Annotated in this window: 16 protein-coding genes and 1 tRNA gene; 7 read left to right on the top strand and 10 right to left on the bottom strand. The window is 40.9% G+C overall.

Annotated elements, in window-relative coordinates:
- Positions 1 to 99: 99 nt before the first annotated feature.
- Complete coding sequence (locus RMY27_RS23530; RefSeq protein ID WP_322667301.1) at positions 100 to 366, bottom strand: hypothetical protein; 267 nt, start codon at positions 364 to 366, stop codon at positions 100 to 102.
- Between the two features lie 453 nt (positions 367 to 819).
- On the opposite strand from RMY27_RS23530, the gene RMY27_RS23520 reads away from it, so the two are divergent.
- Positions 820 to 2628 carry an ABC transporter ATP-binding protein gene (locus tag RMY27_RS23520; RefSeq protein WP_322667354.1) on the top strand — a complete coding sequence of 603 codons (1809 nt, stop codon included), beginning with the start codon at positions 820 to 822 and terminating at the stop codon, positions 2626 to 2628.
- Between the two features lie 171 nt (positions 2629 to 2799).
- Positions 2800 to 3417 carry a Uma2 family endonuclease gene (locus tag RMY27_RS23515; RefSeq protein ID WP_322667299.1) on the top strand — a complete coding sequence of 206 codons (618 nt, stop codon included), beginning with the start codon at positions 2800 to 2802 and terminating at the stop codon, positions 3415 to 3417.
- A gap of 27 nt (positions 3418 to 3444) precedes the next feature.
- On the opposite strand, the gene RMY27_RS23510 is transcribed toward RMY27_RS23515, so the two are convergent.
- Both RMY27_RS23510 and RMY27_RS23505 read right to left on the bottom strand, forming a co-directional pair.
- Complete coding sequence (locus tag RMY27_RS23510) at positions 3445 to 3675, bottom strand: type II toxin-antitoxin system HicB family antitoxin (protein ID WP_322667297.1); 231 nt, start codon at positions 3673 to 3675, stop codon at positions 3445 to 3447.
- The gene (locus RMY27_RS23505) at positions 3675 to 3887 is read right to left on the bottom strand and encodes a type II toxin-antitoxin system HicA family toxin (RefSeq protein ID WP_322667295.1); all 213 of its coding nucleotides are present in this window, start codon (positions 3885 to 3887) and stop codon (positions 3675 to 3677) included. The genes RMY27_RS23510 and RMY27_RS23505 overlap by 1 nt, the downstream gene beginning before the upstream one ends.
- 95 nt (positions 3888 to 3982) lie before the next feature.
- Here RMY27_RS23505 and RMY27_RS23500 point away from each other — a divergent pair, with 95 nt between their 5' ends.
- Positions 3983 to 4585, top strand: coding sequence for a hypothetical protein (locus RMY27_RS23500; RefSeq protein ID WP_322637617.1), 603 nt, complete (start codon positions 3983 to 3985; stop codon positions 4583 to 4585).
- Between the two features lie 135 nt (positions 4586 to 4720).
- Here the strand turns inward: RMY27_RS23500 and RMY27_RS23495 are convergent, their stop codons facing one another.
- Positions 4721 to 5602, bottom strand: coding sequence for a LysR family transcriptional regulator (locus tag RMY27_RS23495; protein WP_322667293.1), 882 nt, complete (start codon positions 5600 to 5602; stop codon positions 4721 to 4723).
- A 687-nt stretch (positions 5603 to 6289) separates the two neighbouring features.
- On the opposite strand from RMY27_RS23495, the gene RMY27_RS23490 reads away from it, so the two are divergent.
- Together RMY27_RS23490 and RMY27_RS23485 are read left to right on the top strand one after the other, a co-directional pair.
- Complete coding sequence (locus RMY27_RS23490) at positions 6290 to 6847, top strand: hypothetical protein (RefSeq protein WP_292774879.1); 558 nt, start codon at positions 6290 to 6292, stop codon at positions 6845 to 6847.
- Positions 6848 to 6924: 77 nt separating this feature from the next.
- The gene (locus RMY27_RS23485) at positions 6925 to 7569 is read left to right on the top strand and encodes a DUF3318 domain-containing protein (RefSeq protein WP_322667291.1); all 645 of its coding nucleotides are present in this window, start codon (positions 6925 to 6927) and stop codon (positions 7567 to 7569) included.
- A gap of 413 nt (positions 7570 to 7982) precedes the next feature.
- Here the strand turns inward: RMY27_RS23485 and RMY27_RS23480 are convergent, their stop codons facing one another.
- A complete protein-coding gene (locus RMY27_RS23480; protein ID WP_322667289.1) occupies positions 7983 to 8780 on the bottom strand; it encodes a 7-carboxy-7-deazaguanine synthase QueE in 798 nt (265 codons plus the stop codon).
- Positions 8781 to 8978: 198 nt separating this feature from the next.
- On the opposite strand from RMY27_RS23480, the gene RMY27_RS23475 reads away from it, so the two are divergent.
- Both RMY27_RS23475 and RMY27_RS23470 read left to right on the top strand, forming a co-directional pair.
- Entirely contained in the window at positions 8979 to 10028 is a 1050-nt protein-coding gene (locus RMY27_RS23475) for a sugar transferase (RefSeq protein ID WP_322667287.1), read from the top strand.
- Between the two features lie 241 nt (positions 10029 to 10269).
- A complete protein-coding gene (locus RMY27_RS23470; protein WP_322667285.1) occupies positions 10270 to 11277 on the top strand; it encodes a ParA family protein in 1008 nt (335 codons plus the stop codon).
- A gap of 70 nt (positions 11278 to 11347) precedes the next feature.
- Here the strand turns inward: RMY27_RS23470 and RMY27_RS23465 are convergent, their stop codons facing one another.
- The 5 genes from RMY27_RS23465 to rsfS all read right to left on the bottom strand — a co-directional run bounded on the left by RMY27_RS23465 (position 11348) and on the right by rsfS (position 15149).
- Positions 11348 to 12805 carry a YcjF family protein gene (locus RMY27_RS23465; protein ID WP_322667283.1) on the bottom strand — a complete coding sequence of 486 codons (1458 nt, stop codon included), beginning with the start codon at positions 12803 to 12805 and terminating at the stop codon, positions 11348 to 11350.
- 103 nt (positions 12806 to 12908) lie between these two features.
- Positions 12909 to 12985 (bottom strand) — tRNA-Met (locus RMY27_RS23460).
- Positions 12986 to 13031: 46 nt separating this feature from the next.
- Positions 13032 to 13985, bottom strand: coding sequence for an asparaginase (locus tag RMY27_RS23455; RefSeq protein WP_322667280.1), 954 nt, complete (start codon positions 13983 to 13985; stop codon positions 13032 to 13034).
- 208 nt (positions 13986 to 14193) lie between these two features.
- A complete protein-coding gene (locus RMY27_RS23450) occupies positions 14194 to 14694 on the bottom strand; it encodes a CGLD27 family protein (protein ID WP_322667279.1) in 501 nt (166 codons plus the stop codon).
- On the bottom strand, positions 14691 to 15149 hold the full coding sequence (gene rsfS, locus RMY27_RS23445) for a ribosome silencing factor (RefSeq protein WP_322667277.1): 459 nt from the start codon (positions 15147 to 15149) through the stop codon (positions 14691 to 14693). The genes RMY27_RS23450 and rsfS overlap by 4 nt, the downstream gene beginning before the upstream one ends.
- Positions 15150 to 15620 lie beyond the last annotated feature (471 nt).

Raw genomic sequence — 15620 nt, 5'->3', positions numbered from 1 at the left:
GACATATATGCCCACTAATTATAGCTTAGAGGTCAGCAGAGCTAAAAAAATAGACAGCAGCTATTTGAAAGCCTTTGTGTAAAAGTCATTACTCAATGTTTATTCAAAATCATCAGGCTCTTCAAAGCTCGACGGCTGAAGACGAACAATATTGCCATCCTCTATTGCTTCGATTTTATCGAGGATCTTTTTTGGGGATTCTTCAGAGAATGTGACTATATATTCATAGATCAAACCATCATCGCTCTCGTTTGTATCAATATCCCACTCTAATTCAAGCAGCTCGTCGTATGATATGCCAAGCTCAGACGCTAATTTCTGATTTGCCAACTTTTCTTGCATCTCTTCAAGCTGCCGATTACTCATTGTCCTGATCTCGGTATTAATTTTCAAGCTAACTATTTATTGTACGGAAAATTTCCGTATAATCTTTTTGTAAATCCTAATATATCAAGCATTGCCGACATCCGCACAGTGCAGGAATTACTCGGATAGAAAGATTTAAAAAGCACGATTATTTACACCCATGTACTTAATAGGGGTGGTAAAGCTGTTCGTAGTCCGCTTGATTAGAACTACTAGTATATATATATTTTGCATGAATTTTGAACACCTAAAATGGTACAAAGTTAACATCCTAGTGCATTAGCCTACGGCATAACACACCCTACAAAACTAGTTTTTAGGTTTTAACTTCGGGGTTTTCAGCGAACATTCTTAGAAAAATGTAAAATTAATAAAGATTTAATAGAGTCAGGAAGATCCGCATAAGCTGGGGTATCTCGCGGCAATAAAGATGAAGATTAAAAAAAAAGAAATATCCTGCGTCAATCACTGACGGTTTTTCGCTACAGTGGACGGGCTGTAAACTTAGTATGGACTACTAGCCGATCGCTTACTATTTTTCTGGCTAGTTTAACAATAGTTGCTGGTCTTTTACCGGCGGCGATATCCTACATCAGTAAGTTAATTGTGGATGCAGTGGTATTTGCATCTCAAGTTAACTCAGACAGCAATGGTTTTGTCAATATTTATCCCTCCCTATTTTATGTAGGACTAGAAGCGATCGCTGTAATTTTACTAGCAGGCAGTCAGCGAGGAATCATCATTTGTCAGTCGTTATTGCGGGCGCTAATGGGTCAGCGAGTGAATGTACTCATTTTGGAAAAGGCGCTAACACTCGATCTTAGGCAGTTTGAAGACTCAGAATTTTATGACAAATTGACCAATGCCCGACGAGAAGCATCGGTTCGTCCCCTTTCCCTAGTAAACCGCACCTTTGGGTTGGTGCAAAATGCCCTTTCCCTGATTACTTACGGTATTTTGCTAGTAAATTTCTCAGTTTGGGCAGTGGTAGTGCTGATTTTGGCAGCTATGCCTGTATTTATTGCCGAAACAAAATTTGCTGGAGAAGCCTTTCGCTTATTTAGTTGGCGTGCGGCAGAAACCCGACAACAGCACTACTTAGAAAATCTATTAGCAAGAGAAGATTTTGTCACAGAAGTCAAACTTTACCAGTTGGGAGAGATGCTGCTAGGACGTTATCGCAGCCTGTTCGATCAACTATATGGTGAAGACCGTGATTTAACTCTCCGGCGAGGATTGTGGGGATATCTCTTGAGTTTGGTCAGTACTGGTGCTTTTTACCTAGCTTATGCTTGGATTGTGCTGGAAACAGTGTTAGGTAAGATTTCCTTGGGAGATATGACAATGTATCTCACCGTTTTTCGCCAAGGACAATCTACTTTTTCCAATGCCCTCACTTCTATTGGAGGGATGTATGAGGACAACCTATATCTATCAAATCTCTACGATTTTCTGGAAGAAGAAGTACCAAAATCTTGGGGTAAGGCAACTATTGGTTTAAATCCCCAAGATGGTATCCGTTTTGAGAATGTCTCATTTACTTATCCGGGAAGTTCCAAGCCAGCATTGAGAAATATTTCGCTGCATCTCAAACCCAGAGAAAAACTGGCAATTGTGGGTGAAAACGGTTCCGGTAAGACTACTTTAATCAAACTACTTACCCGACTTTACACGCCAGACTCAGGGCGAATTTTCTTAGATGGCTTGGATTTGCAGGAATGGGATGTGGATGTGTTGCGGCGTCGCGTTGGTGTGATTTTTCAGAACTTTGTCCGCTACCAGTTCACTGTGGGGGAGAATATTGGCGTGGGCGATGTAGAACATCTTGAAAACAAAATACAGTGGAAAACTGCTGCTGAAAAAGGCATGGCCCAATCTTTTATTGAGCAATTACCCCAAAGCTTTCAGACTCAACTTGGTCGTTGGTTTAAAGGAGGACAAGAACTTTCTGGGGGACAGTGGCAAAAAATTGCTCTTTCTCGTGCTTTTATGCGATCGCAAGCAGATATCTTGGTCTTAGATGAACCAACATCAGCAATAGATGCCCAAGCTGAGTTTGAGATTTTCAATCATTTTCGCGCTATTACTCAAAATCAGATGGTACTTTTGATTTCCCATCGCTTCTCGACGGTACGAATGGCTGACAAAATTCTAGTTATAGAAAACGGCGAAGTTATAGAACAGGGAACTCACGAAGAATTGTTACAGCTAGGAGGACGTTATGCCAAATTGTTTCTCTTACAAGCCGCCGGTTATCAATAGGAAAAGAAGTTAAAAGACTATGTGAATTGAGATAGCGATGCCTACAGTCGGCTGCGCCTACGCTCACTTTGTAAAAAGCACATAACATCTTTATCTAACCACGTTAAACTGTTCAGTAAATATGGCTCATTAGACAATCCGTATCGTTAAACATTGCTACCCGATAAAATTATGCAAATAACAAAACAGCGATACTATACCCCAGAGGAATATTTAGAGCTAGAAGAATCTGCTGACTACAAAAGTGAATACATTGATGGGCAAATAATTCCTATGGCGGGTGGAACAGTAAATCATAATCAAATAGCACTCAACTTAAGTACTGAGTTAAATTTCGCTTTTAAAAAGCAGAACTACCGGGTTTTTATGGGTGATATCCGTCTATGGATACTCCAAAAGCGTACCTATACCTATCCAGATGTGATGATTCTGGCGGGTGAACCAGAGTTTTTTAACAACCGAAAGGATATAATTCTGAATCCACAGATTATTGTTGAGGTTTTATCAAAATCTACCAAAGGCTACGATCGCGAAGATAAATTTCAAGCTTACCGAACTATTTCCACTTTCCAAGAATACCTATTAATTGACCAAACTCAGATTCATGTAGATCAATTTTCCAAAACCGGGAAAAAGCAATGGACGCTTCGTGAATATGATGAAGAAGATGAAGCGATCGCACTTGTAACCGTACCTTTTGAGATTTCTCTACAAGATTTATACAATAAGGTGAAGTTTGAGCCTGTTGATCTGGAAGCTGAAAGGATTGATATTGAGGGATTGGGGTAAGTGCCATGCACTGTATCTTAAAAAGATTTAAGCCACTTTTAACGGTTTATGAGGAAAAGTAATTGGCTCTGGCAAAGCTTTTCCTTGCTCTTTATACCATTCAATCAGGGATTCAATTACCTCTTGTCCGTGTTTAGCGGCTTCTTCATAACTCTTACCATGAGTGTGGAATTGCTGCCAAGGGAATTCCGGTAAGTGTACTAAGTAGCAATTATCTTCATCTGACCATTGAATTACCATACTATAGCGATCGTTCATTATTCTTCCTCTATTTCTCTTAGTTGCTTCAAAACACGATCAACTTGTTTTTCTAAGTATCGAGGTGCATCGTCTCCATCTTTTCCAGCAATAGTAACTGGTTCATCAGGTATCAATAGGTGAGTCCAGAACGTATGACTACCTTTAGCAGAACGGTAGACAAACCCAGCCCTCAACAAAATAGTTTTTAACTCTCTGATTTTTTTGGGCATCTACCCTCAATTTAAATAACTATGTTATTATCTTTTTGGTACATAAGTACTATATAAATAACTCAAATTTTTACTAAATATTTTTGAGGTCAAACTTGTCTCTATCAGAAACCATTAAGCTTAAAATTTATGAAATTGTAGAGCAAAATCCAGATTGGTTTCCAATATGCTTTACTTTCTACAAAAATGCAAGTAATTACTTAATTGATGAAGGGCATCCCAGTCAAATCTCTTATAAAGACTTGTTTCTCCAAGAATATGTAAGCGGAGATGCCTTAACTTCTGGTTACATTATAGGTCAATTTCATGCTCTAATAGCGTCTCAAAAGGCAGCATTTATTGCTATTGCAGTACCCGATGTACCTTTGGCAAATTCACAGAGGGAACATAACAATTCTATTTTGCAAGGGATAGCTCAACCATTTAAAGCAGAATTTGATGGTACATCATGGGGTGAAGACGGAATCATTGAATGGGATGCTCAAGATACTTTTGCACCAACTCATCCAGAGCTTACTTTAAATAGGGATATTTGGAGGTTCCCTCTGGAAGTAGGTACGTGTTCACCAACAACTTTATGGGTTCGCTTTATGGATTGGGGTGGTTGGGCGAGATGGCCTTATCATTCTCAATATATCTATTTATTTGCAGCCCCAAAGCAGCTTATGAGAATGAAGGACTCTTTACTAAAATTTTAGTAAGTAGTAAAAATTGGGTTGAGTAAGTAGCATCTATTATTAATTTTTTACTTAAAAAAACTATATTTCTAAATACAAAGTTTAAATGTTTTGTTATTTTGCATAGCATCTTTGCCAGAAGAAGATCGTCATTTCTCAACAGATACTTCTAACAACTTGTAGAAATCCCCTTAGTACAGGTGTTATATCTTCTTCCCGCCACACTATAGCCGTTTCTACTAATGGTGTTTTCTCCTCCAGAGTACGATAAACTACACCAGTTCTCTGAAGATTTTGCAATGAAGATGGTGCGATCGCAATCCCCATTCCTGCTGAAACCAATCCGATAATCGTCTGCATCTGAATCGCTTCTTGAGTCACTTTTGGGCTGAAGTCTCCTTGCTGACAAAGACTTACGATTTGGTCGTAAAGTCCGGGCCCCAAATGGCGAGGGAACATGATAAAGTTTTCGTTTACTAGCGATCGCACTGAAATCTTTTCTTGTGCAGCTAAAGAATGAGTTTCCAACATAGCGACAATTAACGCTTCTTGCTGAATGCACTCTTGATTGAGTGTTTTGTCTTCTAAGGGCGGATGGGCAAAACCTACATGAATGTGCCGATTCTGTAGCGCTTGCTCCTGTTGAGTTGTGGTTAATTCTTGCAATACCAACTCTACTTCTGGAAACTGTTCTCTAAACCGCCGCAAAATCACAGGAAGCAAATCGTAAGTTACCAAACTGGTAAACCCAATTCGTAATTGTCCCTTTTCACCTCTTCCCGTTTTTTGGGTTAGCTCAATTGCTTTTTGGAGTTGAGCTAAAAGTTGATAAGACTCTTGCAAAAAAACTTCCCCTGCTTCTGTTAGTTGTACTTGTCGTTTGGTTTTACGGTGAAACAGTTCTACTCCCAATTGCTTCTCTAATTGGTGAATTTGCTGGCTTAAGGGCGGTTGAGCGATGTGCAGTCGCTCGGCGGCTCTACTGAAGTGCAGTTCTTCAGCGACAGCAATAAAGTAGCGCAGATGTCGCAGTTCCATCTTTTTGATATTTTATAAGTTTCAATTATCTATAAATATATAAACGCAGAGAGGCGCAAAGTAGCGTAGAGGTTTCAGAAAATTTATAACAAAAATTAGAGGTGCGATCGCTATTATTAATGCTGATTTACGCATAAAATTTCTTGATATTCATACTAAAAAAAGTATTGCTAGCTACAATAATTATGTGAAAATAATTTGTTAATTATAATATAAAAATGCATCATTTAATATGTTATATTATTCGCTTTTAAAAGTAGTAATTGAGGGGTTTACGGATATTTAAAAAACTCAGATACTATGTATAAATTATTTAAACTTAGCTTTATATTTCAATTTTTCTACAAATCCTGCCACTATGCTTGCTCTAGCAATACATTCATTTAAATTATAAAAAAATTAAACTTTATCCAAGTTAGTGCTATATATTTCACTGGCTAAGATTTGAAAAATAGTAATTATTGCTTCTTAAATAATGAGTAAGAGTCATTCAAAAAATATCATTTATAGCGCCGAACAATCTTCTATTTTTCTCATCTTCAATGCACCATGCGCCATAACCCATGCCCAATACCTTAATTGCATACTTCTATGGGATTAGAAGTATCCACACCAACCCAAACAAATACCCCTAGCAGGTTAAACTAGGTCTGGTAACAACTGCTCCACGTTCCTTATGAGGCTTTTATGGGAGCTAACCTCAAACAGATTGCCAACTATTTAGACAACCTTGGTTGGGACTACCGTTTTGATGATGAAGAAGACCGAATTATAACAGGTGTAGAGGCTGATAACCTAGAAGATTTTCTAATAGTTGTCCAACTGGATGAAGAAGGAAAATTTTTTCGGGTATTTGCCCCTCAAGTTCTGGGAGGAATCCAAGACCATCCTCACAAGGCAGCTATCCTCCAGACAATGCTTGCCATTTCCTGGGAAACCAAAATGTTGCAATGGGAGTATGACCCATCCGATGGTGAAATTCGTGCCATTATTGAGTTTCCTTTAGAAGACTCGATTCTTACAGAAAAACAATTTCACCGTTGTCTGAGTGGATTAATTCAGATTGTGGATGGCATAGCAATACCTCGCTTGACAGAAGTGATGGCAACAGGTCTCGATCCGGGGAATATAGAACTTGGGGAAAGACTGTTACTCAGTATTCAAGAAGAAGCCCCAGGATTGTTAGATTTACTAGAAAAAGCAATGGAAGCACGAAAAAAGCGAGGAAGTTTTCCTAGTGAGTGAGACGGATCATCACTTAAATAGCTATACTCCAAAGTGATACCCTCACTATATACTGAAATTTTCTGGGGCTGGATATTATGACATCCTATGCAACCTCCTCTGCCAAAGCGGAAATGAGCGAACTCCGGCGGTTGAAAACCTTACTACCACCAGAACTGCAAAGCTGGGTTACGGTAGAAGGCACAACTGAGGTCAATCCACCCCTGGTTCGCTGCGAAGAAATTGGGAAAGACCAGGTAGAAATTCAAATTGATTTAGTGAAATGGGATGCCCTCGCAATGGATCAGCGTAATCTGCTGTTCTGGCATGAGGTTGCTCGCGTTCAAAATGACACAATTCCTAAAGATGGTTGGGAAATGGCAGCTCTAGCCATCGGTTTAGGTGGTGCTGTCGGGGAATTGTGGGTACAAGATGGATTGCTGCTGGTGTTAGCTTTGTCGCTTTGTGGCGTGTCAGGCTGGCGACTCTACCAAAAGAATAATGGGGAAAAGCAACTAAGAGAATTGCTCAATGCTGATGAGAAAGCGATCGCTTTAGCAACTCGTTTTGGTTATAGCCTTCCCAATGCCTACAAGAGTCTTGGTAGCGCCTTGAAAACCCTGATTGATAATACTCCTAGTAAGCGCCAACGAGCGAGATACGAAGCAAGACTCTCTGCCCTCAAACGCAGTGCTAATAAGGCAAAAGCTAAATCCAAAGCTCCAGATGAGGGCGCACTATAACAACCAGAAATTAGGTTGGGTGGGTATTGCCTACCCCCGAAATACCTAAATCAATTTGAGTTTGACGAACCTCTCCCTGCCTTGAACTTTAGTTCAAGTTTCTCTCCGAGTCAGGGAGGCAAGATTTTACGTAATAAAACCTCTTAGGGTCTCAATACTTCTCGGGTTTTGGGAAAAGGGGAAAGAGAAAAGGGAAAGAAAAAACCTTTAACTCTTACCCTTTACCCTTTACCCCAAACCCGATTCCGAGTTAAAAATGCACAAAGCGAGAAGTATTGCTTAGGGTCTTTTGATTCGGCTCATGAGACTGCCTACTAAGGGGGCCGCTGCCTGCCTAATTAGCGGCAACAGCCCAATTACCATTTCATAAAATCTTACTTTTTTCTTGACTACATCTTTATCAAACTAAAATTTTACAACTGGTTCAGCATTTTATGCGTTTGGGGGATCACGCGCACGTGCCTGACAAACCCCTTCATCAAAGCTTGCCACGTCAAAACTTGATCACTGGAAGGCGCAAGTACAGGTATTGGAGAAAATTGTTCTGATACTGCCAAAGGCGTAACAGGTTGTAAAAATACTGGGATATCTGGACTAACCTTTGCCACCAACGAAGCTGAACGTTCCAACTCGGCGGGATCTGTGTTTTGAGACACAATTATCTTGACAAAAACATTTAAATATGAGTCATGACATAACTGGAGAAATTTACTATGTTCTTGCCAATGACTTTCGCCGCTAACACTGGGCAATTTGAAATCCATACCTACAGAGTCTAAGTATGGGATAATCATTGCTAGTTGTTCTGGGCGATGTCCGCCAGTTTCTAAGTATATAGGTAGACCAGTTATGGCTCGCACTTGTGGTAGAAACTGCGTTAGAAATGAGGCATGAAGAAGTGGTTCGCCGCCAGTTAAGCTAATGCTATCGTGTAGAGAAGGCAGATTTTGCTGTTCCACCCATTCGATTAATGTGGGTAATGGAACGGGGTTAGAGTAGATTTTAAAGTCGCGCAATCCAGGCGATCGCTCTATCCGACAAGTTGTAGGTGCACTCCAAGTGTGGGCGCTATCACAAAAGTGACAGCGCAAATCACACAAAGCAAAACGAATAAATATCTGACGTGTCCCTACATTCAGTCCTTCCCCTTGAATGGCAGAAAAGACCTCAATCAGGCGTGCGGTAGGTGTAACCGTATTTTTAGCAATCATTTGATGAGAGCAACGCGATCGCGCTGCGTCGGCACAACAGCAAGGATGTTTTTTGGCTTCTTGTTCTATTGTGAATCGTCGCTAGCGATCTCCAATCTCAGCCCTGGAAAATAGCAGTTAGTCCTGATTACAACTAATTCCGATATTAGGTTCAGTAATTTTGTAGGACAAAGTAATGTTTGGCAGATTACATTATACATGGCAACGAAAGTGCAGAGCTTCATGACTAGCCAACCGACAGAGGTCGATTTTCCCATTAATTCCCTAAACGACATGGCTATAGTGCAGGTGCCGACGCGGTTGAGCGTGCTAGAGGCTTTAGGCTTTAAGCAAACCTGCCAAGGCTTAATTGGGCCCAATTCACATCCCAAGCAAATTATCATTGACTTTCATCAAACTACTTTTATCGATAGTAGTGGTTTAGGTGCCCTAGTCAGTAATTTTAAATACGCTCAGACCAAAGGTATTACATTAACACTGCGGAATGTAACACCTCAAGTGATGGCAGTCCTAAAACTCACAGGGTTGGATCAAGTTTTTCCTCTGGAGCTTGTGGGGGATGGGTCGTTAATAGAACAAGATGACGTAGTAGATAATCGGAAGACAACTTCCCGTAAAGTAGAGCAGTTACCCACTACTCACCCTTCTATGGCGTCTTGGATGAAACGGTTCTTAGATATTATCGGGTCAGTGATTGGTTTATTAATTACAGGAATTTTGTTTATTCCAATTGCGATCGCTATTCAAATTAACGATCCCGGGCCCATTTTCTTTAGCCAAATTCGTTGTGGTTGGATGGGGAAACGGTTTAAAATTTGGAAATTCCGCTCTATGTGTGTGGATGCGGAAGCGAAGAAATCCGAAGTCAAAAACCAAGTGCAAGGTGCTTTTTTCAAGAATGAAAATGACCCTAGAATTACTAAGGTAGGGCGCTTTTTACGGCGAACTAGTCTTGATGAATTACCCCAATTTTGGAACGTCCTCAAAGGAGAGATGAGTTTAGTAGGCACGCGACCACCTACACCCGATGAAGTTGAACGCTATGAAGTACCGGAGTGGCAACGTTTAGATGTAAAACCCGGCATGACTGGCGAATGGCAAGTAAATGGACGTTCTACAGTCCGTAGTTTTGAAGATGTAATTCGTCTGGATTTGCAGTATCAAAAAAATTGGAGTTTAGTGTACGATTTAAAGCTAATTTTCAAAACTATAGCTATTCTGTTTAATAGAAACAGTGGTGCTGTTTAGCTAATTATCCTTATTCACAATTTTTAGGTAACTCGCAACTCTCACGATATTCTTAAATACACCCAAGCCCTAAATGGGCTTGGGTAAATTTTAGGTGTACCTTTAGCAAATAAAACGCAAATGTTGTCGTCTGCTTAACAAGTAAAAATTAAAAAGTGAATATCACGTAAAAGTCAAATAAAATACACACTTTATAATTAAAATGTTACTCTAATATCTGAAAGTTTTATTTATCATATATATGCCAGCTATCATTAGTATTTTTAATAACAAAGGTGGAGTCGGTAAGACAACTTATATGTTCCATATAGCCCACCTTCTTGAGCAGTATAAAAAAACCGTATTGATGGTTGATTGTGATAGCCAATGCAATTTAACAGCTTATGCGCTGCCTGAAAACAGTATAGAACGAGCATGGAGCGAGCGTGGAAACAGCATTTGGCGTGCAATTGAGCCAGTTTATAGATCAATTGGAGATATTCGACAACGTGGCCCATCTCAAATAAATTCAAACAAATATCCAAATCTTTACATAGTTCCTGGCGATTTGTTGCTAAGTAACTATGAAGACCTTTTGGGTGATACATGGAACAGTGGAAGAGGTGGTAGTGAATCTAGTTTAAGAGTTCAGTCAGCTATTTATCGTTATATTAATTGGGCTGCAAACCGTGTTCAGGCGGATGTTATCATGGTTGATCTTGGCCCTAACCTGGGTGCTCTCAATCGTGCTGTACTGGGGGCTAGCGATTATTTCATAATTCCTATCTCTCCTGATCTATTCTCAATTAGAGGTACAGAAAATTTAGGTTCTAAACTCGAAGCATGGCGTCAAGGTTGGGAACAATGCAATGATGCATGGAAAGATAAAAGTTTATCTCTACCACATGGACGCCCAACTTTTTTAGGTTATGTAATGCAACAGCATAATATCCGCGAAGATTCTGAAGAAAAAATGACAAAAGGCTGGCAAATATTTGGAAATCGCATCGAGTCTGCAATCGAAGAAAATATTGTCAAAAGATTAGCAAAGTGGGATCAAGTTCACTACTGGCCTGATAAAACTTTTAATTTAGGAAAAATTCCTAATCTTCACAGTCTAATTCCTTATTCATTAGAAGCAAAAAAACCGGTTTTTGATTGTACAAGTGCAGATGGTCTGCGTGGGGCACACATTAGCAGAGCTAGCGACTCAGTTGATTATTTTGAGCCGATAGCACAAAGACTTTTGACTGTAATTAATAGTATCTAAAAATACCTTTTAAACTGGTTTTTTGCTTTAAGCAAAGGCGCTAAGAAAAACTCTGCGCCTTTGCGTGATATTATACCACCGCCTTCTGAACACTAACTACTTCAACCTGCTGCACCTCTGGCAACAAACGCTTCATACCTTGCTTAACAAACCCCTGCAAAAAACCAATCTGCTGATTTTGCTGAAATACTTTTTGCAATGTTTGCCGCAAATTCTCCAAATTCAAACCAGTTCCAGAATCTATCGCTATTTCCTGCTGTTGGAAATACTCAACTAGACTTAACCCTGCGACTCTAGTCAGATAAGCTGCACTTACTCCTTGCACTACGCCACCAGCAACAAAGGTAACGGCATTACTTTTCAGAACAGTACTAATAGCCTTTGTAGAAAGTTCAACTAAACCCAATTTCAGCATCAAACTTCCCATTGTTCCAGCTACGGTTTGTGCCTGTTCTAGGGAAAATTTTTGCTGATAGATATTACCCAAATCCATTACCATTTGAGCATTAATTGCCGCAGTTGCCAGAATATCAAAGGCTGGTACTGGGTTAGCAAAGGCAGCGGCAGCAGCTATCCACTGATATTGTTCAATAATTGGGGTGGCGCGATCGCGTCTGGTTCCATTTAGCCAATTTTTCGCCTCGGCTTTCAACAACCCGGCTTTTCTCATGGTAGTTACCCAAACTAGCCGTTGTCTTTGCTGTGCTAAAACTTCACCCAACTGCTGCGTTAACTGCTGGATATCTGCTGCTGGTTGCTCCATCCACTCTTGCACAGAACCATCAGCCTCATGCTTTCGGACTTTGATGGCAATGGGAGAGGCCGCAGTTGCAACTACATTTCCCTGCATCCGCTGTTTCAAAGACAGCAAGATGTTGGCACTTTCATCGGTTAAATACTGGTCTTGTTTGTTGAAAACCAGCATATTAGGCTGATTTGCTGCCTTTAGCTGCTGTAAGGTTTGAAATTCTGAGTCTGTCAAATCACCGTTTGTCAGAAATAGCACAAAATCAGATTTTGCTACTTCTGCCAAAATAGCCGTATCTGAGTTTTCACCCACTTCTCTAAATAAAGGTGGTGTCTCTTGTAAAGATACGAAATTTTGTGTCTCTAGATTTTGCTCTAGCACTTGAATTAAAGTGCTTTTACCGACGGATTTCCCGCCAGTCACAGCTACTTTAATTTTTTGCCTGTCTAATTCCAGCAACAATTGGGCAACTTGTTCTCTGAGTGTCTCTAAAGCTGGATGGTTTTCTGCTTCTTGTGCTAGTTGGTTAATTACAGTTTCAGTTTTAGCGATCGCACTTTCCACAGTCGCCCGATCCACCACCATATCATCTAGCTGCTTTAAACTGTCTTTGGGGCGCTTTTGCTGGAATAACCACAAACCACCACCTACAGCTAAGGCACTCAACAAACCGAACTCACCCACCTGCAATATAGAATCGTGCCAACTGTCCAACATCCACAGGGAAAAGGAAAGTCCCAATCCTCCCACTAAAATTGGTCGCTGCAACTTCACAACCATGATTCTCCGCGCTTTTTGGATGGCTATTTCTTCCAGAATAGATCAAAATAAAACAAAACCCTGCAATCTTTACTGATTGTAGGGTTTTGTTTTATTTTTTATGTGGTGGCGGGAAGTGGATTTGAACCACTGACCTTCGGGTTATGAGCCCGACGAGCTACCAGGCTGCTCTATCCCGCGTTGCTCTTAACTTTTATAGCATAACCTATAGTCAAGAGTTTGGCAACTACAAAAATGATAATTCTCCAATTACTTCTAAACGCTTGTATTTTCCCAAGGTGACAAACTTTTCTGAGAGGCTTTCGGCGGCGCTGGGACTAATCCACCCCATCTGCTGAAGTAAATGAATAGCAACGGCATATTTTGCTCGTTTTGCCCCATCCATGACTTTGATTGCCAATCCCAAGCCTTCACCGAGTCTACCAATGCACTGCACTCCTTCGGCACCAGTTTTACTGACTAGTTCTCCTGGAGTTAAGCGCATCAGTTCCGTATCAAATTCTCCATCTCCTGCGACCATCGCGGGGTGATGAGTCATAGCACGGACAATCCGCTCCATATCCAAGTTGGTACTAGAGGCTAGCAGTGCATATAAAGATGCCATGTGACCGAGTTGCATCAGATAAGTTGGTGCGCCACAGTCATCATGAGCGCTGATAAATTCTGCTGCTGGCATTCGCAGCAACTCTGCTACTTTGCCTAAAATCAATTGCTGGATTGGGTGCTTGCGATCTAAGTAGTTATTCAAGGGCCAATGGCGTTGCTGACAAACGGCTAACATTCCGGCATGTTTTCCAGAGCAATTGTATTCCAGAGGACTCCGTTTGCCTTCAGGAATTGGACACTGGAGTGTAGTCGGGTCAAGATCGGCTCGCCAAAGGATGTTAAATACCTGTCGGACTTGATCTACTTTTCCTTTATGAGAACTTGTGATAATTGCTAAGTCGCGATCGCTGAGTTGATAGCGTTCCAGTGTACCTGTGGTAGTTACTGCGAGTGCCTGAAATGGTTTGAGGGCTGAACGAATAAATGCAGCAGTTTCAGAATTTCCAGCAACGGTTAGAACCCGTCCTCGTTCGTCGCAGACAACAGCTTGGACTATATGCCTGGATTCAATAATACCTTCCCGCAGCAACCGGACTTCCAGTGCTGTGGCTTGAGTTCGTTTTCCCATTGTCATGGGTTTATATTTATCACCTTTTTTAATTAATTTAGTTATTGGTCATTGGTAATTAGTCCTTAGCTATGACCCTTCAGGTGACGCTCCTGCGTCGCTAACGCTGCGCTAACGCTGCGCTAACGCCAGTTGCTCATAGGGGAAACCCCCTTGGCGCTAGCCTCTCCCTTTGGGAGAAGACCGCACTGACTCACCAATGACCAATGACGCTTTAAAACAAATGCCAACCTATAGTACCAATAACGTACATTCCCGCCAAGCCAGCGAAGGTAAATTGTAACCGCCGCAGAATGGGTTTGATTTCGTATGAGACAATTAAGCGATCGCGGTTAAGGATTTCCTGTGGTTTAGTCCAAGTTTGACCATCGTACCAGCCGGACTCTTCATAAAATACTGTGGGACTACAAAGGCGATCACACACGTAGAACCAGCCTAAGTACAACCTTACTAGTATCAACACTAACCCGACACTGGCTCCTGCTGCACCACAGAGAAGAAAATGTGCAATATACTTGTGAGGGGGAAAACTTGCCGCAGCTATAGGCCCTGCGAAAAGCCAAGATAAACCCCAAATCCAAACAAGTTTCGTGATATACTCGCGCCAATCTAAAGTAGTATCACGAAACAGCCAGGAAGTTTTTAACTCTTCGTATTCATTGAGTGGTTGTTGGTCTGTAGGAACTGGGCAATTAGAAACCGAAGACCTAATCATGTTGGCTTACCCTCACCTTCATCAGATTCTGGAAGGGAAATACGTTCTGCATGAATCCAGAACGCTTCTAAATTATAAAACTCCCGTTCCTTGGGCATCATGATATGAACGATCACATCACCGTAATCTTGTAGTACCCAACTACCCTCGACTTTTCCTTCTGTCCTTATGGGACGGCGTTGCAACTCAGTTTCGACTTTTCCTTCAATTGCTTGAGCGATCGCCCTGACCTGTACTCTAGAATAGCCAGTCATCATCACAAAGTAATCAGCCAGGTAAGATACCTCTGCTACTTTGAGCAATAAAATCTCACCTGCTTTGCGGTCTGATGCCGCAACAGCGATCGTTGCAGCTAATTTTTCGCTTGCCTCTTCGGTTTGGCCGTGGCTTATTACCGCACTCTTCGTCAGTGGGACAGATTGCAATGGGAAATTTCCTTGGAAATAATCAGTCATTAAACCTCAGGTGCTTTCTTCCTTTTGAAACAATTGTTGACATTTACTTACAAACAACGAACAATTGATCTGACAAATGGGTCAATAGGTTTTTTTGAATACTAACAAAAAAACAGGTGTCTATGCGATTAGTTTAATAATTGCCTGTTTAAATTTCGATATCCGCAACAGCTGATGGTTCTTGTGCAGCGATACAACCAATAGCTTTCCAACAGGAATTGAGAGCGAAAATAATTGCAGATTCATCAAAGAGCATAATATGTAATGTAAAGCTAGTAATTTGCAGGTAACTACTATATATCTACGCTTTATACTGACTCTCTGCTCAAAATTACGATACAACGCAGCATACTAATAACTGGTCTAGGAAAAGTGAGATTCTTTTATTATATACGCTTAAGTTAAATATAAATACATACTGGAGTTTAGACTAAGCCATACAAAATGACCCAGCAGGGCTGAGTTAATTAG

Origin of the sequence: Nostoc sp. DedQUE09 (assembly GCF_034530915.1) — a bacterium.
Classification (GTDB): domain Bacteria; phylum Cyanobacteriota; class Cyanobacteriia; order Cyanobacteriales; family Nostocaceae; genus Nostoc.
The sequence above is the reverse complement of the archived record's forward strand: the minus strand, read 5'-3'. Positions and strand labels throughout refer to the sequence as shown.